The organism is Curtobacterium poinsettiae (genome assembly GCF_047226435.1).
Taxonomy (GTDB): domain Bacteria; phylum Actinomycetota; class Actinomycetes; order Actinomycetales; family Microbacteriaceae; genus Curtobacterium; species Curtobacterium poinsettiae.
In genome coordinates this window covers 2,050,370-2,075,545 of the sequence record NZ_CP178434.1, presented here as the reverse complement: position 1 = coordinate 2,075,545, position 25,176 = coordinate 2,050,370, and the positions used below count along the sequence as shown (strand labels likewise).

21 protein-coding genes are annotated in these 25,176 nt (G+C 71.5%); 19 read left to right on the top strand and 2 right to left on the bottom strand.

Annotated elements, in window-relative coordinates; all coding sequences use genetic code 11:
• The first annotated feature begins 37 nt into the window (after nucleotides 1–37).
• From ACL00U_RS09800 to ACL00U_RS09785, 4 genes are all read left to right on the top strand, one after another.
• Nucleotides 38–1,351 (top strand): DUF58 domain-containing protein, encoded by a 1,314-nt coding sequence (locus tag ACL00U_RS09800; protein WP_040418733.1) that lies wholly within the window; start codon nucleotides 38–40, stop codon nucleotides 1,349–1,351.
• Complete coding sequence (locus tag ACL00U_RS09795; protein WP_412873340.1) at nucleotides 1,348–3,825, top strand: DUF3488 domain-containing protein; 2,478 nt, start codon at nucleotides 1,348–1,350, stop codon at nucleotides 3,823–3,825. The genes ACL00U_RS09800 and ACL00U_RS09795 overlap by 4 nt, the downstream gene beginning before the upstream one ends.
• Complete coding sequence (locus tag ACL00U_RS09790) at nucleotides 3,822–5,741, top strand: zinc-ribbon domain-containing protein (protein ID WP_412873339.1); 1,920 nt, start codon at nucleotides 3,822–3,824, stop codon at nucleotides 5,739–5,741. Before ACL00U_RS09795 ends, ACL00U_RS09790 begins: the two co-directional genes overlap by 4 nt.
• A gap of 65 nt (nucleotides 5,742–5,806) precedes the next feature.
• Nucleotides 5,807–6,562, top strand: coding sequence for a hypothetical protein (locus tag ACL00U_RS09785; protein ID WP_412873338.1), 756 nt, complete (start codon nucleotides 5,807–5,809; stop codon nucleotides 6,560–6,562).
• 47 nt (nucleotides 6,563–6,609) lie between these two features.
• Here the strand turns inward: ACL00U_RS09785 and ACL00U_RS09780 are convergent, their stop codons facing one another.
• Nucleotides 6,610–7,602, bottom strand: a complete 993-nt coding sequence (locus tag ACL00U_RS09780) for an asparaginase (RefSeq protein ID WP_194590518.1) — start codon at nucleotides 7,600–7,602, stop codon at nucleotides 6,610–6,612.
• 34 nt (nucleotides 7,603–7,636) lie between these two features.
• Here ACL00U_RS09780 and ACL00U_RS09775 point away from each other — a divergent pair, with 34 nt between their 5' ends.
• The 12 genes from ACL00U_RS09775 (at nucleotide 7,637) to rbfA (ending at nucleotide 22,385) form a co-directional block, all read left to right on the top strand.
• On the top strand, nucleotides 7,637–8,146 hold the full coding sequence (locus ACL00U_RS09775) for an OsmC family protein (protein WP_017885731.1): 510 nt from the start codon (nucleotides 7,637–7,639) through the stop codon (nucleotides 8,144–8,146).
• Between the two features lie 6 nt (nucleotides 8,147–8,152).
• On the top strand, nucleotides 8,153–9,124 hold the full coding sequence (locus ACL00U_RS09770) for an FKBP-type peptidyl-prolyl cis-trans isomerase (protein ID WP_412873337.1): 972 nt from the start codon (nucleotides 8,153–8,155) through the stop codon (nucleotides 9,122–9,124).
• 2 nt (nucleotides 9,125–9,126) lie between these two features.
• Nucleotides 9,127–10,239 (top strand): 1-deoxy-D-xylulose-5-phosphate reductoisomerase, encoded by a 1,113-nt coding sequence (dxr, locus tag ACL00U_RS09765; RefSeq protein ID WP_194590520.1) that lies wholly within the window; start codon nucleotides 9,127–9,129, stop codon nucleotides 10,237–10,239.
• A 128-nt stretch (nucleotides 10,240–10,367) separates the two neighbouring features.
• Nucleotides 10,368–11,696 carry a M50 family metallopeptidase gene (locus ACL00U_RS09760; protein ID WP_175470761.1) on the top strand — a complete coding sequence of 443 codons (1,329 nt, stop codon included), beginning with the start codon at nucleotides 10,368–10,370 and terminating at the stop codon, nucleotides 11,694–11,696.
• Nucleotides 11,697–11,721: 25 nt separating this feature from the next.
• On the top strand, nucleotides 11,722–13,218 hold the full coding sequence (locus tag ACL00U_RS09755) for a purine-cytosine permease family protein (protein WP_214563189.1): 1,497 nt from the start codon (nucleotides 11,722–11,724) through the stop codon (nucleotides 13,216–13,218).
• Nucleotides 13,215–13,775: a cysteine hydrolase family protein gene (locus tag ACL00U_RS09750; RefSeq protein ID WP_017885726.1), complete on the top strand. Its 561-nt coding sequence runs from the start codon at nucleotides 13,215–13,217 to the stop codon at nucleotides 13,773–13,775. The genes ACL00U_RS09755 and ACL00U_RS09750 overlap by 4 nt, the downstream gene beginning before the upstream one ends.
• 56 nt (nucleotides 13,776–13,831) lie before the next feature.
• Nucleotides 13,832–14,986: a flavodoxin-dependent (E)-4-hydroxy-3-methylbut-2-enyl-diphosphate synthase gene (gene ispG, locus ACL00U_RS09745; protein WP_171907786.1), complete on the top strand. Its 1,155-nt coding sequence runs from the start codon at nucleotides 13,832–13,834 to the stop codon at nucleotides 14,984–14,986.
• Between the two features lie 501 nt (nucleotides 14,987–15,487).
• On the top strand, nucleotides 15,488–17,239 hold the full coding sequence (locus ACL00U_RS09740) for a proline--tRNA ligase (protein ID WP_412873336.1): 1,752 nt from the start codon (nucleotides 15,488–15,490) through the stop codon (nucleotides 17,237–17,239).
• 258 nt (nucleotides 17,240–17,497) lie between these two features.
• On the top strand, nucleotides 17,498–18,493 hold the full coding sequence (nusA, locus tag ACL00U_RS09735; RefSeq protein ID WP_031259736.1) for a transcription termination factor NusA: 996 nt from the start codon (nucleotides 17,498–17,500) through the stop codon (nucleotides 18,491–18,493).
• Between the two features lie 68 nt (nucleotides 18,494–18,561).
• The gene (locus ACL00U_RS09730) at nucleotides 18,562–18,873 is read left to right on the top strand and encodes a YlxR family protein (RefSeq protein ID WP_042540193.1); all 312 of its coding nucleotides are present in this window, start codon (nucleotides 18,562–18,564) and stop codon (nucleotides 18,871–18,873) included.
• A gap of 74 nt (nucleotides 18,874–18,947) precedes the next feature.
• Nucleotides 18,948–21,800 (top strand): translation initiation factor IF-2, encoded by a 2,853-nt coding sequence (infB, locus tag ACL00U_RS09725; protein WP_042540195.1) that lies wholly within the window; start codon nucleotides 18,948–18,950, stop codon nucleotides 21,798–21,800.
• A 114-nt stretch (nucleotides 21,801–21,914) separates the two neighbouring features.
• Nucleotides 21,915–22,385 (top strand): 30S ribosome-binding factor RbfA, encoded by a 471-nt coding sequence (rbfA, locus tag ACL00U_RS09720; protein WP_412873335.1) that lies wholly within the window; start codon nucleotides 21,915–21,917, stop codon nucleotides 22,383–22,385.
• On the opposite strand, the gene ACL00U_RS09715 is transcribed toward rbfA, so the two are convergent.
• Nucleotides 22,382–23,308 (bottom strand): A/G-specific adenine glycosylase, encoded by a 927-nt coding sequence (locus tag ACL00U_RS09715; RefSeq protein ID WP_412873334.1) that lies wholly within the window; start codon nucleotides 23,306–23,308, stop codon nucleotides 22,382–22,384. The genes rbfA and ACL00U_RS09715 overlap by 4 nt on opposite strands.
• A gap of 52 nt (nucleotides 23,309–23,360) precedes the next feature.
• Between ACL00U_RS09715 and ACL00U_RS09710 the strand changes: the two genes are divergently transcribed.
• The 3 genes from ACL00U_RS09710 to ACL00U_RS09700 are packed head-to-tail and all read left to right on the top strand — an operon-like array spanning nucleotide 23,361 to nucleotide 25,154.
• Nucleotides 23,361–23,807 (top strand): hypothetical protein, encoded by a 447-nt coding sequence (locus ACL00U_RS09710; RefSeq protein WP_052481889.1) that lies wholly within the window; start codon nucleotides 23,361–23,363, stop codon nucleotides 23,805–23,807.
• A 22-nt stretch (nucleotides 23,808–23,829) separates the two neighbouring features.
• Complete coding sequence (gene truB, locus ACL00U_RS09705; protein ID WP_412873333.1) at nucleotides 23,830–24,792, top strand: tRNA pseudouridine(55) synthase TruB; 963 nt, start codon at nucleotides 23,830–23,832, stop codon at nucleotides 24,790–24,792.
• On the top strand, nucleotides 24,789–25,154 hold the full coding sequence (locus ACL00U_RS09700; protein ID WP_017887160.1) for a hypothetical protein: 366 nt from the start codon (nucleotides 24,789–24,791) through the stop codon (nucleotides 25,152–25,154). The genes truB and ACL00U_RS09700 overlap by 4 nt, the downstream gene beginning before the upstream one ends.
• Nucleotides 25,155–25,176 lie beyond the last annotated feature (22 nt).

The window sequence follows — 25,176 nt, the reverse complement described above, 5'->3', positions numbered from 1 at the left end:
CACGACGGCGTACGAGCGCACGGGGACCGTCACCGGCATGACCAACGTCCGGACGCGCATCGTCGGTGACCGCGACGGCGTCGCAGCGGATGCGGTGATCGGGATCGTCCGGATCTGGGCAACGGCCTGGAGGTTCGTCCTGCGTCTCTGGGGCGAGGTCTCGTCCGTCGTCACCGGGCTCGGGTGGACGGTCGCCGCGCTGACGCTCGTCGCGTTCGTGGCCGGCTACCGGTTCGGCCTGCGTGAGATCGTCGTCGTCGGGTTCGCCGGTGCGGTGCTCGCGGTCGTCGCCGCGGTGGCGCTGATCGGCCGGTCGCGGCTCGCGATCCGGATGCGGTTGCCGCAGCACCGCGTCGCGGTCGGCGACGAGGCCGGTGTGATCGTCACGGCCGAGAACCCCACACGGTTGCCGTCGGTGCCGACGACCGTCGAGGTGCCGGTCGGATCGGGCCTCGTGGACGTGGCGATCCCCGCCATCGGGCCGCAGGGCACGTTCGAGCGGCAGGTTCCCGTCCCCACGCTCCGCCGCGGGGTGCTCGACGTCGGTCCCGTGACCGGGGTCCGCGCCGACCCGGTCGGGCTCGTCCGCCGCGAGGTCGTCTGGACCGCCCGCGAGCAGGTCATCGTGCACCCGCGCACGATCGCGATCCCGTCGACGAGCACGGGCCTGGTGCGCGACCTCGAGGGGCAGGCGACGACCGACCTGTCGCCGTCGGACATCGCCTTCCACGCGATCCGCGAGTACATGCCCGGTGACGACCCCCGCACCATCCACTGGAAGTCGACCGCCAAGTCCGGCGCGCTCATGGTCCGGCAGTTCGAGGACACCCGACGCTCGCACCTCGTGGTCGCGCTCGGCATCGCCCGCGGCGAGTTCGCCGACGACGAGGAGTTCGAGCTCGCGGTGAGCGCCGCGGCGTCGCTCGGTGCCCGTGCGATCCGCGACGGCCGTGAGGTCTCGGTCGTGGTGTCGCAGCGCACCCCGGAGTTCGCCAAGCGCGCCGTGTACGCCGTGCGGACGCTCCCGACCGTGACGCCCACGCGCCTGCTCGACGACTTCGCCTCGGTCGGCCTCGCCGACGCCTGCCTGCCCATCGCCGAGGTCTCACGGATCGTCGGCAGCGACACCGAGGGCATCTCCGTCGCGTTCCTCGTGGTGGGGTCCACCGTCGGCCTGCCCGCCCTGCGGCTCGCCGCCACCCGGTTCCCCGTCGGGGTCGAGGTCGTCGCGGTGATCTGCGAGCCCGAGGCCCAGCCCCGGTTCCTGCGGGTCGCCGGCCTGACCGTGATGACCATCGGCTACCTGGACGACCTCCGGCACGCCCTGCACCGATCGGCGTCGGCAGCGTGAGCGCCGCACCCGTGACCACCCCGGCACCCTCGGCGGACCGGGCGAGGCGTTCGACGCGACGGTCGGACCGTCGCGATGCCCGACGACTCGTCCCGTTCCGGCTCGCCGGCGGCACCCTGGCGGTCTGGCTGCTGCTGGCCGTCGCGAGCACGTCGTGGTGGCCGGTGTACCGCGACCCAGCGATGCTCACCGCGGCGGTCACCGCGATCGTCATCGGGACGGTCGTCGCGCTCCTCGGCACCCTGTTCCGGCTGCCGACGGCCGTCGTGGCGATCGCGACGGTCGCCGCCTTCACGGTGAGCGGTGTCCCCGCCGCCGTGCCGAGTCAGGCCAACGGCCTGCTGCCCACCGGGCGCGGATTCCTCGACCTCTTCGCGGGCGTCGCCCTCGGCTGGAAGCAGCTGGTGACCATCAGCCTGCCCGTGGGGTCGTACGAAGCGTTGCTCGTGCCGTACTTCGTGACGCTGCTCGTCGCCACGGTGACCGCTGTGAGCGTGGCGACCCGCGCCTCCAGGCAGGAACTCGCGAGCATCCCGGCACTCGTGCTCTTCGCGGTGGGCGTGGTCGTCGGGCCGAGCCGGCTCGACACGTCGATCGTGACGGCCGTCGTCCTGGTCGGCATCGCGCTCGTCTGGGCGCTGACGGTGCGGCACGCGCGTCGCGCGGTCGCGGTGGCCACCACCATCGGTTCCCGTGTGCCGGTCGCGCGATCGATCGTCCGTCCGGCGCTCGTCGGCACGGGGACCATCGTGGCCGCGGCGGTCGTCGCGACCGGTCTCGGCCTGGTCGCTCCGCCGTCCGGGGACCGCACGGTCGCGCGCACCGACGTCGTGAAGCCGTTCGACCCCCGCGACTACGTCAGTCCGCTCAGCGGGTTCCGTGCCTACGAGGAGTCGACGGCATCGGACGCCACCCAGCTCCGGGTGACCGGACTGCCGAAGGACGGGTTCGTCCGCATCGCGACGCTCGACACGTACGACGGCGTGGTCTACCGCGTCGGCGGGTCCGACGGTTCGGCCGGCTCGGGCACCTTCGAACGGGTGCCGACCGCGGTCGACGTCCGGGGTGTCCGGGGCACCACGGTCGACGTCGGGGTGACCGTCGACGGCTACCGCGGTGTCTGGTTGCCCACCGTCGGCGACCTGGAACGTGTGCAGTTCACCGGGAAGGACGCCGACGACGAGCGCGGCGCGTTCTTCTACAACGGGTCGACCAGCACCGGCGCGGTTGTGGGCGGCGTCGGCGACGGCACCTCCTACGACCTCACCGCGGTGCTGCCCGACCAGCCGACCGAACGGCAGCTCGCCACCGCCCGGCCGGGGAGCGCTGCCGTGCCCACCGCGCGGGACGTCCCCGACGCCGTCCGCGACACCGTGGAGTCGACCACGAAGGACGTGTCGGCGCCCGGGGCGAAGCTCCTCGCCGCGCTGCAGGCGATGCAGCGGAACGGGTACGTCAGCCACGGTGTCGGTGACGACCGGAAGAGCCGGTCGGGCCACGGCGCCGACCGGGTCCAGGAGCTCCTGACCGCACCCCTGATGATCGGCGACCAGGAGCAGTACGCCGCGGCCGCCGCACTCATGGCGGACGAGATCGGGTTCCCCGCACGGGTCGTGATGGGCTTCACCGCCGGGGGAGACTCGGGCCGGAACGGCACCGCACAGCGCGGGGGGACGACGACCTTCCGCGGGTCCGACGTGACGGCCCGCATCGAGGTGGACACCGCGCAGTGGGGATGGGTGATGCTCAACCCGAACCCCGAGGTGCGCGACATCCCGAACGAGCAGCAGCAGACCCCGCAGCCGGTGACCCGGCCGGAGACCGTCGTGCCGCCGCCTCCGGTGGACCAGCAGGACCAGGACCAGCAGGCGCCTCCGGAGAGCGACCGGAACACGCCGCCGGTGCAGCCGCTCTGGCTCCAGATCCTGCTCGCGGTGCTGCCCTGGGCACTCGGGACCCTCGGCGTGGTCGCACTCGTGCTCCTGCCGTTCGCCGTGATCGTGCTGCTGAAGCGACTGCGACGGCGCCGACGGCGGAACGCCGCCTCGCCGCGGGGCCGCATCGTCGGTGCCTGGGACGAGTACCGTGACCAGCTGCTCGACCGTGGGCACGACGTGCGGCGTTCCGCCACTCGTCGTGAAGCCGTCGTCGGCGCACCCGGCGAGGGCGGTACCGGACTCGCTGCGCTGGCCGACCGCGCGGTGTTCGGACCGAGCGACCCCGACCAGACCACCGCCGACCGCATGTGGTCCGCGACCGACGACGCGATCGGCTCGTTGCGCCGCGACCGCACCCGCCGGGAGCGGTTCCGCACGGCGGTCTCGCTCCGGTCCCTGCGGGGAACGCTGCGGCGTCCGACGGCGCGGGCTCGTCGGGGGACCGGCGGCCAGGGTGCACCGGGGCGCGGCGACTACGATGTCCAGAGGCCGGACGAGCGTCGTGGTCGGCCGAGTGAGGACAGAGGCACCACGTGATCAGATGCGAACACTGCGGATCGATGCTCCCGGACGGGGCGATCTTCTGCGGTGAGTGCGGCCGCGCGGTCACCGCTGCGGCGAGCCGTCGCCCGGTCGCGCCGACCCCCGTCGAGCAGGCACCGCCGCCGCCGTTGCAGCAGCCCGACGCGCACGGCCGACGATCCGACCCCGCCTCCGACGCCTGGTTGCCCGAATCCACGCTCGACCCCGCGACCCGTGCCTGGCTCACCGGTGCCGACCGCCGCGGCGAGGAACCGCCGGCCCCCGTGCCGGTGCAGCGTCCCGATGACCTCGCCCCACGACAGGCGCCCTCGCACGTGCACGGTGCCGGGTCGGGGCTCGACGACTGGTCGGGTGCGGCGGACCGGTCAGCGGCCGAGCCGGTCCTGGACCCCGACGCCTACGCGTCCGACCCGCTCGACGCCGACGACCCCGAGCGGACCCGGATCGCCCCGGCACCCGGTCGACCCGCGACACCCGCGGCGCCGGCGAACGACGCCGATGCGCCCACCGTGCAACAGCCGGTGCCGTCTCCGCCAGCCGCTCCCGTCGCTCCCGTCGCGCCTGTCGCGCCCGAGCCCTCGCTGCCCGTCTGGGCACCGCCAGCCGACTCCGCACCGCAGGCAGCACCCGCCGGTCCGTCCTGGTGGGTGGGCCGGGGCGCACCTGCCGCCGCCGAGTCACCCGCCGAGCCGGTCGTCCCGCCCATGCCAGGAGCACCGTCCGAACCGGTCGCCGAGCAGGACGCTCCGGCTTCCGCGCGTGCGTCCGAGGCGCCGGTCGTTTCCGCGCCGGAGCCAGACCACCTGACCGTCGCTGCCTCGGAGACCGCTGCCGACGACGACCAGTCGCCCGTCGTGTCGCCCCCGCAGCCCGGGGACACCGCCGTGGTCGAACCGCTGATCGACCGCCGTCCGCCGCGTCCGGCCCCGCTCGTCACACCGGGCATGCACGAGACGACCATCTGCCACGTCTGCGGCAACCGGCTCGAGCCGGACGACATCTTCTGCGGTGAGTGCGGGGCGGTCCGGCCCGCCGTGACCGCGGCCTTCACCGGCCCGGTCATGCCGTTGCCGATGACCCGGCCCGACTGGGCAGCGGACGACACCGCCGGCACCGAGACGTCCGAGGCGAGCACCGCCACGAACCAGGACGACGGGCACGACAGCAGTGCGGACGAGCCCGCGGACCCAGACGGGTCCGCCGACGTCGCCGCACTCGACGAGCCGGATGACGAGATCCAGGCGGACGACGAGTCCGTCCCCGCCGACGTGGAGCAGTCGAGTCCGGGCGGACGCCCCCGCGGGGCGCACGCTGCACCGGAGACCGAATCGGAGACACCGCGCGGGGCGCCTTTCGTCGCGGATTCGCCGATCCCACCCGTGCCGGGTTCCGTCGCCGCGCCGTCCTCGGCGCCGTCCACCACGACCACGGGCGCACCGCTCGCTGCGCCCCTGCCCCCGATCCCGGGCGTGACCGGACCGGCGCTGCCCCTGCAACCTGCTGACCGGCCGGACTCGAACGCCGGAGTCGACGACCTCGACGAGGACGTCGACGAGACCCGCATCGTCGCGAAGACCCCGACCCGGGCTCCGTTCGTGCTGCACTTCAGCACGGGTGAGCGACTCGGCGTGCACGGCACCGGGCTCCTCGGTCGACTGCCCCGACCGCAGCCGGGGGAGCGCTACGACGACCTGCTGACCGTGCACGATCCGGGCAAGTCCGTGTCGAAGACCCACCTCGAGCTCGGCCGGGACGGCGATGACCTGTGGGTCTCGGACCGGTTCTCCGGCAACGGCACGGTCGTCCGGCACATCGACGGATCCATCCGCCGCTGCGAGCCCGGTCGCCGGTACCGCGTCGAGCGGGGCGCGCGCGTCGACATCGGTGAGCAGTTCTTCCTGGTGCAGTAGGGCACTTCTCCACAGATCCGCTCCCGGGCCAGCGCCGGGCACCCGGTTCCTGGTGCGATGGGGACATGTCCCGGTTCACCGCTCGCTGCGTGGTCGTGGGGGCCGCGGTCGCGCTCGTCGTGGTCGGCGTCCTCGCGCCGCTCAGCAGCGTCGGGCACGGTGTCCTGCTCGGCGCAGGCGCGTGCTGCGCACTGGTCGACGTGGTGCTCCACCGTTCCGCGTCGGCGCTCCCGGCGGACCGTCCGGTCGTGGTCGTCGCGCCGTCGATCCCCGACCGGGTCGGTGCTCCGGGCACACCTCCTGACACGTCGGAACGCCTCCACGTGCTGCAACCGCCGGCGGCCCTCGTCCCCGACGCCGATGGTGGGTCACCCACACTCGTCCTCGGACACGGTCCCGGCGATCACGTGGTCCGGGTCGATGCGGCGTCACACGTCGCGGTCGTCGGGACCGGGGCACTGGCTCTCGCGGTGTTCCGCGGGCTCGCCGAGCAGCTCCGTGCCGCTGCCGTCCACGACGGGGACGACCTGCGGTGGGCCGTCGCGCCCGGACTCCTCGACGCCGGGGGACCGACCAGCGACGAGCCCTCGCCGTGCACCCTGCCGCGGGGCACCTCGGTCGCGGTGTGGATGGACGAGGGCGGCCGACCGCTCGGCACCGTGGTGCTCGTGGCCGGACTCGGATCGGTGCCCCGACAACGAGACGTCACCGTCGAGGTCACGCGGTACGGCTGTTCCGTCCGCCGATCCGACGACCACGACGTCGTCCGGGTCGCCCCGGCGCTCCCGCTGCTCGACCTCGACCCCGTCGGCATCGGCTGAGGAAGCGCGCCGGACGGGGGCGCCGATCGATCAGCGACGACCGAGCATCAGCGCAGCCCGGCGCCCGCGCGCACCGTCCCGACGGGCACACCGCCACCGAGGACCCGCTCACCGGTCGCCTCGAGCACGTCGGCCACCCCGTCGGCCGCGACGAGCCCGTTGCGCTCGAGCAGGGCCAGGGCTGCCAGGGTGCCGGCCCGTTGTGAGCCGTCGAGCACCTTCACCGCGACCGCCGCACCGCCGGGCAACCCCATGACCATGACGCCCTCGGCACCGAACTTCGCGAGCACCTGCAGCCGCTCGATGGTCACCGTGTTCGCACGTCCGACGCCGTCGATCGCCCACGGGTGGGCCAGGACCGCGTCGGTCAGGGCGGCGGAGTCGTCGTCGGCCCGTGCCACGACCCCGGCGAACCCGCGCGCGAGCCCGGTCAGGCTCAGCGGGAACACGGGAGCGCCGCAGCCGTCCGTGCCGACCAGGTCGACGGTCTCGTGCGTGTACTCCTCGACCACGGAACGCACCCGCTGCTGCAACGGGTGCTCCGTGTCCAGGTACGTGGCTTCGTCCCACCCGTTCACCCGGCAGGCGGCGAGCATGCCGGCGTGCTTGCCGGAGCAGTTCATGGCCAGTCGGCGGGGGCCGTCCATCGTGCGGGCGGTCCTGCGGTCGAAGGGCATGTCCGGCGGGCAACCGAGGTCGGCCTCGACGTGGTCGAAGGACTCGAGCATGTGCAGGGCGAGCGCCTGGTGCGCGGCGGTGCCGGCGTGGCTCGCGGTGGTGAGGACGAGCTCCTCGTCGGAGAACAGCGCACCGGCTCGTCGGACCGCCAGCGCCTGGAACGGCTTCATGGTGGAACGCGGGTAGATGCTCGCGGTCACGTCGCCGACGGAGTCGATCACCGTGCCGGTCGCGTCGACGACGACGCCGGCGCCGACGTGTCGGCTCTCGTCGAACCCTGAGCGTTCGAGCACCGCCAACTCGACGGAACCGTCGGCGGTGAGAGGATGGCGATCACTGCGGACTTCGGGGCTCACCGTCATGCCGCCATGCTAGCCAAGGCGAAGGGGCGCACCCGTGCACGACCACTCCTACGAGGTCTCCGTCAGCTGGACCGGCGACCGCGGGACCGGCACCTCCGGGTACCGCGACTACGGCCGCGAACACGTCGTCTCGGCCACCGGCAAGCCCGACGTCCCCGGCTCCGCCGACCCGACGTTCCGCGGGGACCGAGATCGCTGGAACCCCGAGGAGATGGTGGTCGCGGCACTGGCCCAGTGCCACATGCTCAGCTACCTGCACGTCGCGGTCACGAAGGGCTTCACCGTCGTCGACTACCGGGACACCGCGACCGCGTCGCTCCGCCTGAACCGCGACGGGTCGGGCGAGCTGACCGAGGCGACCCTGCACCCGGTGGTCACGATCCTCGAGGCCGACCGGGTGGCGGACGCCGAGGCCGCGCACACCACGGCCAACGAGCTCTGCTTCATCGCGCGGTCGGTGGCGTTCCCGGTGCACCACGAGCCGCAGCTGGTCGTCCGACCTGCGTCATTGGCAGGGGACTCTTCGGCTGGTGGGGCAGACTAGGTTCCCGTGAAGCGTCTCCGCCTGCTCCCGATCGCCATCGTCCCCGCCGTCGTGCTGGGACTCGCCGCCTGCTCCGGCTCCGGTTCGAGCGGGCCCTCGGCCTCGCCGACCCCGTCGGCCAGTGCCACGGCCTCGGCGATCACCTCGTGCCCCAACCCCGGCAAGTCGTCCGACTCGATCAAGGCGACCGGGGCGTTCGGGGGAGCGCAGGCGCCGACCGTGAAGTTCGCGTCCGGTCTGTCCGCCAAGACCCCGCAGGCCACCCGGCTCGTGCAGGGCAAGGGCGCGTCCCTCGACGAGGGCGACTACGCGCAGGTCTCCTACAGCGTGTACGAGGCGTCCGACGCCAAGAAGCTCGGCACCGTCGGCTTCGACGAGGGCAACCCGCAGGTGCTCTCCGTCGGTGGCAAGGGCTTCGGCGCGCTCCTGGCCTGCTCGAAGGTCGGCGACCGGATCGCCGCGGTCGGACAGTCCTCCGCACTCGGCTTCAACACCGGCGGCGAGATCGTCGTGGTCGCCGACGTCGTCGCGCAGACCCCGACCAAGGCGAACGGCACCCCGCAGGACCAGGACCCGGGACTGCCCACGGTCAAGGACAAGGCTTCCGGTGAGCCGGAGATCACGGTCCCGAAGGGCGTGAAGGCACCCACGAAGACCACGGTCGAGGTGCTGAAGCAGGGCGACGGCGCCGCGATCGCCGACGGCGACACCGCGCTCGTGCAGTACAAGGGCGTCGTCTACGACACCGGCAAGGAGTTCGACTCCTCGTGGTCGAAGGGCGTCCCCACCACCTTCACCGTCTCGGAGAGCGCGCTCATCAAGGGCTTCGTCACCGGGCTCGTCGGCCAGAAGGTCGGCTCGCAGGTGCTCATCGTCGCCACGCCGGAGGACGCCTACGGCGCCAACCCGCGGGAGGGCTCGGGCATCCCGAAGAACGCCACGCTCGTCTTCGTCGTCGACATCCTCGCCAAGGGCTGACCGTGACGGACGACCGCGTCGGCAGCGCCGGTCCGGAGCGTCGGCGCATCGTCGTCCTCGGCAGCACCGGCTCGATCGGCACCCAGGCGCTCGACGTCGTCGCCCGCAACCCCGACCGGTTCGAGGTCGTCGGGCTCACTGCCGGCAGCAACCGTGCACTGGTCGCCGAGCAGGCCGCCCGGTTCGGCGTCCGCGACACGGCGTTCGGTGCGGCCGACTCGGAGCAGCTCGTCCGCAGCGTCGAGGCCGACGTCGTCCTGAACGGCATCACGGGCTCCGTCGGCCTCGGTCCGACGCTCGCGGCGCTCGAGAGCGGCGCCACACTGGCCCTCGCCAACAAGGAGAGCCTGATCGTCGGCGGCTCGCTCGTGCAGCAGGCCGCGGCGCCCGGGCAGATCGTGCCCGTCGACAGCGAGCACTCCGCGATCGCGCAGGCGCTCCGTTCCGGCGCCGACACCGAGGTGCAGCGGCTCGTCCTCACGGCGAGCGGCGGTCCCTTCCGCGGGCGCACCCGTGAGCAGCTCCACGACGTCACCCCCGCCCAGGCGCTGGCGCACCCCACCTGGGACATGGGACTCGTCGTCACGACGAACTCCGCGACCCTGGTGAACAAGGGGCTCGAGGTCATCGAGGCGCACCTGCTCTTCGGCGTGCCGTACGACCGCATCGACGTCACCGTGCACGCGCAGTCGATCGTGCACTCGATGGTCGAGTTCGTCGACGGCTCCACCATCGCCCAGGCATCGCCGCCGGACATGCGGCTGCCGATCGCGCTCGGCCTGGCCTGGCCGGACCGCGTGCCCGGCGTCGGCGTCCCGCTCGACTGGACGACCGCGAGCACGTGGACGTTCGAGCCCCTCGACCAGGACGCCTTCGGAGCCGTTGCCCTCGCGAAGCGCGTGGGCGAACTGGGTGGGACGTTCCCGGCCGTGTTCAACGCCGCGAACGAGCAGGCCGTCGCCGCGTTCCACGCCGGCGCGATCGGTTTCCTGGACATCGTCGACACGGTCGAGCACATCGTCGAGGAGCACACCGCGGGGGAGCCGTCACTCGACGGCGTGCTCGCTGCGGAGCAGTGGGCGCGCACCGCTGCGGACCGCGCACTGACCCGCTGACGCGGGTCGCGCCTCCCGTCCGACGCGGAGGCGGCAGACCGCGGACGTGACGCACCGGCCTGGAGGCCCAGCTCGCCTCGCAGACGGCGCTCGGCTCCGTCATGGAATCAGTCCCGTACTCTTTCCCGGTGACCGTCGAATCCGTCCTGCTCTTCGTCCTCGGCGTGGTCGTCTTCATCATCGGCCTGCTGGTCTCGATCGGACTCCACGAGCTGGGGCACCTGTCCTTCGCGAAGCTCTTCAACGTCAAGGTGACGCAGTACTCGCTGGGCTTCGGTAAGGCGATGTGGTCGTTCAAGCGGGGTGAGACCGAGTACGGCATCCGCCCGATCCTGCTGGGCGGGTACATCTCGATGGTGGGCATGCTCAAGCCGCGCGCTTCGGGCCGCGAGATCACGAACACGGGGATGTACAGCGCGTTCGTGCAGGACGCCCGTCAGGCCAGCGCCGAGCAGATCGCGGACTCCGGCGGCGACGACTCCCGCGCCTTCTACCGCCTGACGCCGTGGAAGCGGATCATCGTGATGGTCGCAGGCCCGGCGATGAACCTGGTGATCGGCATCGTGCTGTTCGGCGTGCTGCTGTGCGGGTTCGGGGCACCGACCACGACCTTCACGTCGAGTGTCGGCTGCGTCCTGCCGAACAGCCGGACGACCGAGTGTTCGCCCGGCGACGCCGTGTCCCCGGCGAAGCAGGCCGGCATCGAGTCCGGCGACGTCGTGCTCTCGGTGAACGGCGAGCAGGACCCCACGATCACGCGCGTCTCCCAGGTCTTCCAGGAGTCCGCGGGTGAGCAGGTCACCGTGGTCGTCGACCGCGACGGCGCGCGGAAGACGCTCGAGATCACCCCGACGACCGCCACGCGTGACGTCTACGACGCCGAGGGGAAGGTCGTCAAGAACGACGACGGCACCACGAAGACCCAGCGCGTCGGCGTGGTCGGCGTCAGCATCGGTCAGTCCCTGGTGCGGCAGTCCCCGGCCGCGGTCCTGCCCGCGACGGGCGCCCAGATCGCCGCGTCGGCGCACCTGATCATCGACCTGCCGCAGCGTCTGGTCGCGGTGTGGAACGCCGCGTTCGGTGCGCAGGAGCGGTCGCAGGACAGCCCCGTGTCGGTGGTCGGTGTCGGTCGTGCGATCGGGGAGGTCTCGTCGATGAGCGGTGTCCCCGTGGTAGACAAGGCGTACACGATCCTCGGGCTGCTGGCCTCGCTCAACATCGGCCTGTTCGTGCTCAACATGGTGCCGCTGCTGCCGCTCGACGGCGGGCACATCGCGGGCGCGCTGTGGGAAGCGATCAAACGACGGTCGTTCAAGCTCGTCGGCAAGGCCGACCCGGGGCCCATCGACCTGGCGAAGACGATGCCGCTGACGATGGTCGTCGTGGTGCTGCTGGCGGGCATGAGCGCGCTGCTCATCTACGCCGACATCGTCCGACCTGTGAACCTGTTCGGGTAGCGCTCGGAGCCACTACGCTCAGCGCATGAGCACAGCCGCCACGAACCCTCCCGAGGTTCGCGCCGTCGAACGACAGGGGCTCGACGTCATCGCCGAGTCGGATCGGAAGGGCTCCCCGAGGGGGCTGTTCTGGCCGTGGTTCGCGGCGAACATCTCCGTCCTCGGCATCGCGTACGGGTCGTTCGTCATCGGGTTCGGTATCTCGCTGGCCCAGGCGACGATCGTCTCGGTCATCGGGGTGGTGTTCTCGTTCCTGCTGTGCGGCATCGTCGCGATCGCCGGCAAGCGCGGTTCGGCGCCGACCATGGTGCTGAGCCGAGCGGCGTTCGGGGTCCGCGGCAACCGGGTGCCCTCGTTCCTCAGCTGGGTCCTCACCGTCGGGTGGGAGACCTCGCTCGCCGCGCTGGCGGTCCTGGCGACCTCGACCGTCTTCACCGAGCTCGGTTGGGACGGCGGGGTGCTGACGAAGGTCGTCGCGCTGATCGTCGTCGCAGCGCTCGTGGTCGGCGCCGGGATCGCCGGGTTCGACGTGATCATGCGCCTGCAGACCGTGATCACCGTCGTCACCGCCGTGTTGACCGTCGTCTACATCGTGCTCGCCGCGCCGACGATCGACTTCGCGGCGCTCGGTGCCCTGCCGTCCGGCAGCACCCAGAACGTCATCGGGGCGCTCGTGCTCGTGATGACCGGGTTCGGCCTGGGCTGGGTGAACGCCGCCGCCGACTACTCGCGGTACCTGCCGCGGGGCGCGTCCACCGGTGGCGTCGTCGGGTGGACGACCCTCGGTGGCGCACTGGCACCGGCGATCCTCGTGGTCTTCGGCGTCCTGCTCGCCGGGTCCTCGCCGGACCTGAACGCGGCGATCCAGGACGACCCGATCGGCGCGCTCACCACGATCCTGCCGATCTGGTTCCTCGTCCCGTTCGCGATCGTGGCGATCCTCGGGCTCGTCGGGGGAGCCGTCCTCGACATCTACTCGTCGGGCCTCGCGCTGCTCAGCGCCGGCGTGAAGATCCCGCGGCCGGTCGCCGCCGGGGTCGACGGCGCGTTCATGGTCGCCGGCGCCGTGTACATCGCCTTCTTCTCGGAGAGCTTCGTGAAGCCGTTCCAGGCGTTCCTCGTGACCCTCGGGGTGCCGATCGCCGCGTGGGCCGGCATCTTCGTCGCCGATGTCCTGCTCCGTCGTCGCGCCTACGCCGAGGCGGAGCTCGACGATCGCCGCGGGCGCTACGGAGACGTCCGGTGGCTGCCGATCGCGCTCGTCGTGCTCGGCACGGTGCTCGGCTGGGGTCTGGTCACGAACACGTACGGCGTCCCCGCGTGGCTGAACTGGCAGGGCTACCTGCTCGGCCCGTTCGGACTCGGCGGACGCGGAGGGGCCTGGGCGTACGCGAACCTCGGCGTGCTCGTGGCCCTGCTGGTCGGGTTCCTCGGCACGCTGCTGTTCGCGCGTGGGTCGATCCGCCGTCAGGAAGCACTGAGCACCCCGGAAGCACTCGGCACCCCGGACGACCTGCGATGAGCGCGGAGGTCCCCGACGACGCCTGGCTCGTCGTCATCGACATGCAGCAGGTCTTCACGGGCGAGAACCCGTGGGCGGCACCGCGCTTCGACCACGCCGGCGCCGGCATCGAACGGCTCCTGCCCCGGTTCACCGGTCGCACGGTCTTCACCCGCTTCGTCGCCCCGGTCCAGCCCGAGGGTGCGTGGGTGCCGTACTACCGTGAATGGCCATTCGCTCTGCTCCCGGACGCCGACCCGCTGTACGCGCTCACCGAGCCCTTCGCGTCTGCTGCCGCGGACCGGAACGACCCCGTCGTCACGGAACCGACCTTCGGCAAGTGGGGGACGGGCCTCCAGGCCGTCGTCGGCGACCATCCGCACCTGGTGCTCACGGGGGTGTCGACCGACTGCTGCGTGCTGTCGACCGCGCTGGCGGCGGCGGATGCCGGCGCGACGGTGACGGTCGTGGCCGACGCCTGCGCCGGCGCCAGCGACGCGGACCACGACCGGGCCCTCGCGGTGATGCGGCTCTACGCCCCGCTCATCACGGTCGTGGACTCGGTCAGGGAGCTCTGAACGGACCCACGGGGGCCGGAGCAGGCATGGTCAGACCGAGCGCGTAGAGTGCTCACGTGCCCGCAGTCAACCTCGGTATGCCCAAGTCCCCCGAAACCCTCGCTCCGCGTCGCAAGTCGCGGCAGATCCGGGTCGGCAAGGTGCTCGTGGGCGGCGACGCCCCGGTGTCCGTGCAGTCGATGACCACGACGCAGACCACCAACATCAACGCGACGCTGCAGCAGATCGCCGAGCTCACGGCGTCGGGCTGCGACATCGTCCGGGTCGCCGTGCCCACGCAGGACGACGCCGACGCGCTGGCGATCATCGCGAAGAAGTCGCAGATCCCCGTGATCGCCGACATCCACTTCCAGCCGAAGTACGTCTTCCAGGCGATCGACGCCGGCTGCGCGGCGGTCCGCGTCAACCCGGGCAACATCCGCAAGTTCGACGACCAGGTCGGCGCGATCGCCAAGGCTGCCAAGGACGCCGGCGTCTCGCTCCGCATCGGTGTGAACGCGGGGTCGCTCGAGCCGAGCCTGCTCCAGAAGTACGGCAAGGCCACCCCCGAGGCGCTCGTCGAGTCCGCCGTGTGGGAAGCCTCCCTGTTCGAGGAGCACGACTTCCACGACTTCAAGATCTCGGTCAAGCACAACGACCCGATCGTCATGGTGAAGGCCTACCGCCAGCTCGCCGCCGCTGGTGACTGGCCGCTGCACCTCGGTGTGACCGAGGCCGGGCCGGAGTTCCAGGGCACCATCAAGAGCGCCACCGCGTTCGGCATCCTGCTGGCCGAGGGCATCGGTGACACCATCCGCGTGTCGCTCTCGGCCCCGCCCGCGCAAGAGGTCAAGGTCGGCCTGCAGATCCTGCAGTCGCTCAACCTGCGGGAGCGCAAGCTCGAGATCGTCTCCTGCCCCAGCTGCGGCCGCGCCCAGGTCGACGTCTACCAGCTCGCGAACGACGTCACGAAGGGGCTCGAGGGCATGACCGTCCCGCTCCGCGTGGCCGTCATGGGCTGCGTCGTGAACGGACCGGGCGAGGCGCGTGAGGCCGACCTCGGCGTCGCCTCCGGCAACGGCAAGGGGCAGATCTTCGTCAAGGGCCAGGTCGTCAAGACCGTGCCCGAGGCCGAGATCGTCCAGACGCTCATCAACGAGGCGAACCGCATCGCGGACGAGATGGGTCCCGCGGCCGCCACCGGCACGCCCCAGGTGATCATGGCGCCGTAGGCGCGACCACCATCCTGACCGGAGGCCCGGTGCCAGCTGGCACCGGGCCTCCGGTCCGTCGTCGTGCGGTGCTGGTGCCGGCGCCGGTCTGCACGGTGCGGGCTTCGCGCTTCCGTGTGGGGTTGATCGCCCCGTGCGAGCCTGCAGGCGCGCACGGAGCGGCTGGTGCCGCACCTGCCGATCAACCCCGCACCGTGCAGCGCTGCTCCGCGACGCCGGCGACGCCGGCGACGTCGGCGACGTCGGCGACGCGCCTGCCGCACCGGGGAACGGCCTGGAGGCCCGGCGCGGCTGGTCGACGTGCGTCCCGTCGGCACGGTGCGGACTTCGCGAGCGGCAGCCGGGTTGATCGCCCCGTGCGAGCCTGCAGGCGCGCACCGAGCGGCTCGTGCCGCACGAGCCGGCGAACCTCGCACCGTGCCGAGCGGCGATCCTCGCGCACAGCGGCGGGGACACCGTAGGGAGCCCGCGCCGCCAGCCCGCCGCCACTAGGCTTGCCCCGTGGTCACACGGCTTTCGCATCTGTTCCTCCGTACGCTCCGCGACGACCCCTCCGACGCCGAGGTGACGAGCCACAAGCTGCTCGTCCGCGCCGGGTACGTCCGTCGCCAGTCCCCGGGGATCTTCGCCTGGCTGCCGCTCGGCCTCCGGGTGCGCGCCAAGATCGAGGCGATCATCCGCGACGAGATGGTCGCAGCCGGTGCGCAGGAGGTCCTGCTGCCAGCGCTCCTGCCGCGTGAGCCGTACGAGGCGACGAACCGCTGGACCGAGTACGGCGACGGCATGTTCCGCCTGCAGGACCGCAAGGGGTCCGACTACCTGCTCGCCCCCACGCACGAGGAGATGTTCGCGCTCCTGGTGAAGGACCTGTACTCGTCCTACAAGGACCTGCCGGTCACCCTGTTCCAGATCCAGGACAAGTACCGCGACGAGGCCCGGCCCCGCGCCGGCCTCCTGCGCGGCCGCGAGTTCACGATGAAGGACGCCTACTCGTTCGACCTCACGGACGAGGGGCTCGAGCGCAGCTACCAGGTCATGCGCGATGCGTACGAGAAGATCTTCGCCCGCCTGGGCCTCGACTACGTCATCGTCAAGGCCGACGCCGGCGCGATGGGCGGCTCCAAGTCCGAGGAGTTCCTGCACCCGATCGGCGTCGGCGAGGACACCTTCGTCCGCAGCGCCGGCGGTTACGCGGCCAACGTCGAGGCGTACGTCACCCCGGTCCCCGAGTCCCTGCCGATCGAGGGCCAGCCCGAACCCGTGCTCCTGCCGGCGTCGGACACCCCGACGATCGACACCCTCGTCGCCCACGCCAACCAGGTCGCCCCGCGCGACGGCGCACCGTGGACCGCGGCCGACACGCTGAAGAACGTCGTCCTCGCGCTCACGCACCTCGACGGCACGCGCGAGGTCGTGGTCGTCGGCCTGCCCGGTGACCGCGACGTCGACCTGAAGCGCGCCGAGGTGTCGTTCGCCCCGGCCGAGGTCGAGGCCGCCGGCGACGACGACTTCAAGAAGCACCGTGGCCTGGTGAAGGGCTACATCGGCCCGCAGGTCCTCGGTGCCGACAGCGCCACCGGCATCCGCTACTTCGTCGACCCGCGCGTGGTCGACGGCACGAGCTGGATCACCGGCGCCAACGAGCGCGGCGTGCACGTCTCCGGCCTCGTCGCCGGCCGCGACTTCGTGGCCGACGGTGTCGTCGAGGTCTCCGACGTCCGTGCCGGCGACCCGTCCCCGGACGGCTCCGGCCCCCTCGAGACCGCCCGCGGCATGGAGATCGGGCACGTCTTCCAGCTCGGTCGCAAGTACGCCGAGGCGCTCGGCCTCAAGGTGCAGGACGAGAACGGCAAGCTCGCCACGGTGACGATGGGCTCCTACGGCATCGGCGTGACCCGCATCCTCGCGATCCTGGCCGAGTCCCACAACGACGAGAAGGGCCTGGTCTGGCCGAAGAACGTCGCACCGTTCGACGTGCACATCGTCGCCACGGGTCGCGACCAGGTCGCCTACGAGCTGGCATCCTCGGTCGTCGCCGAGCTCGAGGGCGAACGGTTCGACGTGCTCTACGACGACCGCCCGAAGGTGTCGCCCGGCGTGAAGCTCCGTGACGCCGAACTGCTCGGCATGCCGATCGTCGTCGTCGCGGGTCGCGGCGCCGCCGACGGCGTCGTCGAGCTGTGGGACCGTGCGACGGGCGACCGCCGCGACGTGCCGGTGGCCGAACTGCTCGACGCGGTCCACGCGATCTGACACGACGCCGTCGTGTCCGCTGGACACCGCCGATCCGACGAGACGCCGCCCAACCGGGCGGCGTCTCGCGCATCTGGCGGCGTCTCGGCGAGACGACGGCGTGTCACGACCTGGACGTGACCACCTGGCGGACAGGAGGCCCGTGGCGACGCCGCCACGGGCCTCCTGTCCGCCGTCTGGTTCTGGGGTACGCTTGTGGCCGACTTCTGCGCAGTTCCACCCCGCAGGAGCGACTCATCTGAATACGGAGGCACCTCGGTGAAGATCGATCTCGCAGTCCTGCGACTCATGGAGCGCGAGCGGGAGATCCCGTTCGACGAGCTCGTCCAGATCATCGAATCTGCCATCCTGACCGCCTACCAGAAGCACGCCGACGAGAACGGCGAGCCGGCCCACGCGCAGTCGCGTGTGGAGCTCGACCGCAAGTCCGGCGAGGTCAGCGTCTACGTCCCCGAGCTCGACGACGAGGGCACCGTCATCGGTGAAGCCGTCGACCAGCCGAGCGACTTCGGGCGCATCGCGGCCTTCGCGGCGAAGCAGGTCATCAACCAGCGCCTGCGCGACATCGGCGACGACAAGATCCTCGGCGAGTTCCGCGGCAAGGAAGGCGACATCGTCGCCGGCGTGGTCCAGCAGGGCCCGAACCCGAAGATGGTGCACGTCGACCTCGGCACGATCGAGGCGATCCTGCCGCCCGAGGAGCAGGTGCCGGGGGAGTCCTACACGCACGGCTCCCGCATCCGCGTCTACGTGACGAGCGTCGCCCGCGGCAACAAGGGTCCGCAGATCACCGTCTCGCGCACGCACCCGGGCCTGGTCCGGAAGCTCTTCGCGCTCGAGGTCCCGGAGATCGCGTCCGGCGTCGTCGAGATCACCTCCCTCGCCCGCGAGGCTGGTCACCGCACGAAGATCGCCGTCAAGGCCAACGAGCCCGGTGTCAACGCGAAGGGCGCCTGCATCGGCGAGCTCGGCGCACGTGTCCGGTCCGTCACGAACGAGCTCGGTGCCGAGAAGATCGACATCGTCGACTACTCGTCCGACCTGGCGTCGTTCGTCGCGAGCGCCCTGTCGCCGGCCAAGGTGACGAGCGCGTTCGTGCTCGACGCCTCGACCAAGGCCGTCCGCGCACTCGTGCCGGACTACCAGCTGTCGCTCGCGATCGGCAAGGAAGGCCAGAACGCCCGCCTCGCCGCGAAGCTCACCGGTGCACGCATCGACATCCAGCCGGACTCCATCCTGGACGGCGAGGACTAGGACGATTTCGCCCCCGGCGTGCCCCTCGAGGGCGCGCCGGATCGCGCACGTCCGAGGCAAGGAGTAGAGTGGTTCCCGTCAGAACGTGCATCGGCAGTCGCCGTCGCGCTTCCCGATCCTCCCTCCTCCGAGTCGTCGCCCTGAGCGATGGCCGTGTCGTGGCGGATCCGAAGGCAGTCATGCCGGGCCGGGGAGCATGGCTCACACCGACCGTCGATGCCTACGATCTGGCCGTCAAGCGCAGGGCTTTCCGCCGTGCGCTCCGGTTGGATCGCGATCCCGACACGTCCGCGGTGCTCGACCACATCGCCGGTCTCCCACAGGAACCGGCCGAGCGCCCGGACATGACAGAACAGGCTGAACGGCTTATGGACAACTGATGAGCGGCTCGAAGTGAGACCCGTCATCCATTGAGTCCTGCCCCTTCACGGGGTGGGACCCGTGAAGGAGAACAGTGGCTAAACCACGCGTACACGAGATCGCAAGCGAACTCGGCGTCGACAGCAAGACCGCACTCGAAAAGCTCAAGGAGCTCGGCGAGTTCGTCCGAGGTGCCAGCTCGAGCATCGAGCCCCCCGTGGCACGGAAGCTCCGTGCCGCCCTGCAGGCAGACGGCGTCCCCGCGTCGAAGCCCGCCGACTCGGCGTCCGCGCCGAGCGCACCCGCCAAGGCCAGCGCGCCGAAGTCGAGTGCACCCAAGCCCGGCGGCCCCCGTCCGGGTCCGGCTCGTCCGGCCCCCGCGCCGGAGCCCGAGGCCCCGGCAGCACCCGCTGCCGACGTGCCGGCACCGGCCGCACCGAAGTCCGTCGCCCAGCGACAGGCCGAGGCCGAGGCCGCGCAGAAGGCCCGTGCCGAGAAGCAGGCCGCTGAGCAGCAGGCCGCCGCGCAGGCCGGCGACTCGACCGACGAAGCACCGAAGTCCGACGCGGTGAAGCCGGGCAGCAGCCCGAAGGCTCCCGCGGCGGCCGGTCCGAAGCCGGGTGGCCCCAAGCCCGGTGCACGTCCGGGCAACAACCCGTACTCGTCGAACCAGGGCATGGGCTCGCGCCCGCCGCGCCCCGGCAACAACCCGTACTCCTCCAACCAGGGCATGGGCCAGCGCCCGGCCGCCGGCGCAGCCGGTGGCGGTGGCATCCCGCGTCCGCAGCCCCCGCGTCCGGGCACGCCCCGTCCGGGTGCTCCGCGTCCTGGTGGTCCCGGTCAGGGCAACCGTCCCAACGGCTTCGGGCAGCGCCCGGGCCAGGGTGGTGGCCGTGGCGGCCCCGGTGCCCGTCCGGGTGCCGGCGGCGGTGCCGGTGGCGGCTTCCCGCGTCCGGCCTTCAGCGGCCCGCGTCCCGCCGGTGGCGGTGGCCGTGGTCGTGGCCCCGGTGGTGGTACCGCCGGTGCGTTCGGTCGCGGTGGCGGCAAGAGCCGTGCCCGCAAGTCGAAGCGGACGAAGCGCGCCGAGTACGAGATGCGTCAGGCCCCGTCGCTCGGCGGTGTGCAGGTCCCTCGTGGCGACGGCAACACGGTCGTCCGACTCCGTCGTGGTGCGAGCATCTCGGACTTCGCGGACAAGATCGACGCCATGCCCGGCAACCTCGTGACGGTGCTGTTCCACCTCGGTGAGATGGCGACCGCGACCGAGTCGCTGGACGAGGCCACGTTCGAGGTCCTGGGCGACGAGCTGGGCTACAAGATCCAGATCGTCTCGCCCGAGGACGAGGACAAGGAGCTCCTCGAGGGCTTCGACATCGACCTCGAAGCAGAACTCGAGGACGAAGACGACGACGTGCTGCAGCAGCGGCCGCCGGTTGTCACCGTCATGGGCCACGTCGACCACGGCAAGACCCGCCTCCTCGACGCGATCCGCAACTCGAAGGTCGTCGAGGGCGAGGCCGGTGGCATCACCCAGCACATCGGTGCGTACCAGATCGTCGCCCAGCACGAGGGCATCGACCGCCCGATCACCTTCATCGACACCCCGGGTCACGAGGCCTTCACGGCCATGCGTGCTCGTGGTGCCCAGGTGACGGACATCGCGATCCTCGTCGTCGCGGCGGACGACGGCATCATGCCCCAGACCATCGAGGCGTTGAACCACGCGCAGTCGGCCGGTGTGCCGATCGTCGTCGCGGTCAACAAGATCGACAAGGAAGGCGCGAACCCCGCCAAGGTCCGCCAGCAGCTCACCGAGTACAACCTGGTGGCCGAGGAGTACGGCGGCGACGTCATGTTCGTCGACGTGTCGGCGCGGCAGAACATCGGCATCCAGGAGCTCCTGGACGCCGTGCTGCTCACCGCGGACGCCGGTCTCGACCTGCGTGCCAACCCCGACAAGGACGCACGTGGTGTGGCGATCGAAGCCCGACTCGACAAGGGTCGCGGTGCAGTCGCCACGGTCCTCATCCAGTCCGGCACGCTCCACGTCGGTGACGCCATCGTGGCCGGCACGGCGTACGGCCGTGTCCGTGCGATGACGGACGAGAACGGGGTCGCGGTCAAGGCTGCGACGCCGAGCCGCCCCGTCCAGGTGCAGGGTCTGTCCTCGGTGCCCCGCGCCGGTGACACCTTCCTCGTCACGGAAGAAGACCGCACGGCCCGTCAGATCGCTGAGAAGCGTGAAGCGGCCGAGCGCAACGCCCTGCTGGCGAAGTCGCGCAAGCGCATCTCGCTCGAGGACTTCACCCGTGCGCTCGAAGAGGGCAAGGTCGAGTCGCTCAACCTCATCATCAAGGGTGACGTCTCCGGTGCCGTCGAGGCACTCGAGCAGTCGCTCCTGGACATCGAGGTCGACGACAGCGTCCAGCTCCGCATCCTGCACCGCGGTGTCGGTGCGATCACGGAGTCGGACATCGACCTCGCCACGATCGACAACGCCATCGTCATCGGCTTCAACGTCCGTCCGGACGTCAAGGCCCGTGAACGTGCGGCGCGCGAAGGCATCGATGTGCGCTTCTACTCGGTCATCTACAACGCACTCGACGACATCGAGCAGTCCCTCAAGGGCATGCTCAAGCCCGAGTACGAAGAGGTCCAGTCGGGCGTCGCCGAGATCCGCGAGGTGTTCCGTTCCTCGAAGTTCGGCAACATCGCGGGTGTCATCGTCCGCTCCGGCACGATCACGCGCAACGCCAAGGCGCGCGTCATCCGCGAGGGCGTCGTGGTCGCCGATGGCCTGGCCATCGAGTCGCTGCGTCGCTTCAAGGACGACGTGACCGAGGTCCGCACGGACTTCGAAGCCGGTATCGGTCTGGGCAAGTTCAACGACATCCAGATCGGCGACGAGGTCGAGACGACCGAACTCGTCGAGAAGCCGCGCGACTGATCGCGTGACTCCTCTGGGCCCCGGCCTCCCCACGCGGGAGGCCGGGGCCCGACCCCTTTCCCACGCAGGACCACCGGCGGGAAGCGTCCCGCCACTGCCTCAGGAGGCACCCACATGGCCGATCCGCAGCGCGCACGCAAGATGGCGGACCGCATCAAGGAAGTCGTCGCACGTCGACTCGACAAGGGTCTGCGGGACCCGCGACTCGGGTTCGTCACGATCACCGACGTCCGTGTGACCGGTGACCTGCAGCACGCGTCGATCTTCTACACCGTCTACGGCACCGACGATGAGCGCGCAGACTCCGCAGCGGCGCTCAAGGCCGCGACCGGCATGCTCCGGTCCGAGGTCGGCAAGAACATCACCGCGCGGCTCACGCCGTCGCTGGAGTTCATCGCGGACGCCCTGCCCGAGACGTCGGCGCACATGGAGGACCTGCTCGTGCAGGCCCAGGTGCGCGACGAGCAGGTCCGTGCGGCCTCGGTCGGCGCGACGTACGCCGGCGACGCCGACCCGTACAAGCGCGACGAGGACGACGAGGACGACGACTCCGAGGACGACGGCGCCGCCGAAGCCCGTTCCTAGACCCCGGGCAGCTGGTAGCCGCTCGCGTCGTCGCCGACGGCGAGACCGTCACGCAGCAGCGACGCGAGCGCCCGGTCGCGCTGGTCTGCGTCCGGCCACACCGGTTCGATCTCGGACCGGGTGACCGGCACGTCGCTGGCGCGCAGCTCGGCCATGATCAGACCGCGGACCTGCCGATCACTGCCGGCGAACTTCGCCTGGCGCGGTGCCCGCGGTCCGTCGTGCTCCGGGTAGCCGGCAGCACGCCAGGCGCAGCGGTCCGCGATCGGGCAGGCGTCGCACGCGGGGGAGCGTGAGACGCACACCAGGGCGCCGAGCTCCATCACGGCGGCGTTCGTGGCCGCGGCGTCGTCACGGTCCACCGGCAGGACGGACTCCATCAGCGGGAGGTCCTGCTTCGCCTTCGCCGGCCCGGGTTCGCCCTGGCCGAGGACCGCCCGTGCGAGCACGCGGCGAACGTTGACGTCGACGACCGGGTGCCGGTCGCCGTAGGCGAAGACCGCGACGGCCCTTGCGGTGTAGTCGCCGATGCCCGGCAGCGCGAGCAGGGCGTCGACGTCCCGAGGCACCACGTTGCCGTGGTCGGTCGCGATCGCGGTCGCCGCGGCGTGCAGCGCGAGCGCGCGTCTCGGGTAGCCGAGCCGGTCCCAGGCGCGCACCGCCTCGGACGGAGGCGATTCTGCGAGGTCGCGAGGCGTCGGCCACCGGGTGAGCCACGCCTCCAGACGGGGGATCACGCGCGCGACCTGCGTCTGCTGCAGCATGATCTCGCTGACCAGGGTGCCCCAGGCGGGGAAGCCGGGGCGGCGCCACGGCAGGTCCCGCGCGTGCTGCCGGAACCACGCGATCAGCGGGGTGGCGATGTCGGGCTGTTCCGGCGTGGCCGGTTCCTGCACACCGGCTCCCGCGGTCGGGTTGTCCACATTCTGTCTGGAGGCCCGACTCGCGTTCACCACGACAGCCTACGGTGGACGCATGGCACGCTGGGCACCCGAAGAGACCGACACGATGGCCGCGATCGCTGCAGAGGCGATCGCGCAGGTCGGCACCAACCGCACCGTCATCGGCATCGACGGGCAGGACGGCACCGACCTCGAACGGGTCGCCGCCGCGCTCGTCTCCGGGTTCGAGCAGCACGGGGTCTCCGCCATGGCGGCCGCTGCGCCGTCGGCCGACCAGGACACGCTCCGGGCCGATCTGGTCACGCCCTTCCGCACGACCGGCGCCGGCGACGGCGTGTTGATCGTGCACGGGCGGGGCCTCCTCGCCCCCGGGGTCCGCACCCTGTGGCGCTGGTCGCTGTGGGTGGAGCAGGAAGCCGGGCGGCTCGAGCGCCGGGCCGACGTCAAGATCGCGGCCTCCGCGGTGCTCGACGTCACCGATCCCGAGCACCCCCGCCGTGAGTGGAACGACGCCTGCTGACCGGCGCTGGTAATCTCTCCTGGTGCTCGAAACCGCGCCGGACGGCATCCTCCTCGTCGACAAACCGCAGGGGATCTCCAGCCACCGGGTGGTCTCCATCGCCCGCCGGCGAATCGGCCTGAAGAAGGTCGGCCACGCGGGCACCCTCGACCCCATGGCCACCGGGCTGCTCCTGCTCGGCATCGGGCCGTCAACCCGGTTGCTCACGCACCTGGTGGGGCTCGACAAGACGTACACGGCGACCATCCGGCTCGGTGTGTCGACGGACTCCGACGACGCCGACGGCACGCCCACCACGGCTCCCGGTGTGACCGCTGCCGACGTCTCGGAGGCCGCCGTCGAGGCCGCCGTCAGCGAACAGCGCGGTGTGATCGACCAGGTCCCGTCCACCGTCAGTGCGATCAAGGTCGACGGGCGCCGCGCCTACGACCTGGCGCGGAAGGGTGAGGCGGTCGAACTCAAGTCCCGCACGGTGACCGTCTCGCAGTTCGACGTCACGAACCGCAACGACCGGACCGTCACCGTGGACGGCACGGACGTCGCCGTGGTGGACTTCGACGTCGTCGTCACCTGCTCCTCGGGCACCTACGTCCGTGCGCTCGCCCGTGACGTCGGCGCGACGCTCGGCACCGGCGCACACCTCGTCGCGCTCCGTCGGACCCGGGTCGGACCGTTCGACGTGCAGGACGCGATCGACCTCGAGGACGATGCCGTCGACGTCCGCGCCGCGCTCGCACGTCCTGCGGACATCGCCCGTCGACTGTTCTCCTCCGTCACCCTCGATGCCGCGTCGGCGAAGGACCTCACCGACGGCAAGCGCGTGGCCGCGGAGCACCCCGACTCGGCCGGGCCGGTGGCAGCGGTCACCGCCTCCGACGACCGGCTCGTGGGCCTGGTGTCCGTTCGGCGCGGGCTGCTCCGGGTCATCACCAACTTCCCGGCGCCCGGTGCGTCGTCCTCCTCGCAGACCGGAGCGCGCGCGTGATCGAGTGGTTCATGTGGGTGCAACTGGTGCTCGCGGTCGTGGTGGGGCTCTTCGCGGTCGTCGTGGGGTTCATCGGCTGGAAGCCGAACGACTACACCGTCGGCGCACTCGTGCTGATCGAGCTGCTGCTCCTGGTGCAGGGTGTCATCTCGATCGTGCTGCCGGCGACGGGCAGCCCGCCCGACGGCAACGCACTCGAGTTCGGGGTGTACGCGGTGTCGGTGCTCCTCGTCCCACCGGCCGCGGTCGTGTGGGCGCTGATCGACCGGACGAAGTGGAGCACCGTGGTGCTCGGCGCCGGGGCCTTCACCGTCGCGGTGATGGTCTACCGGATGTACCAGATCTGGTTCGCGCTGAACTGACGTCGCAGGTCATGCGCGCAGC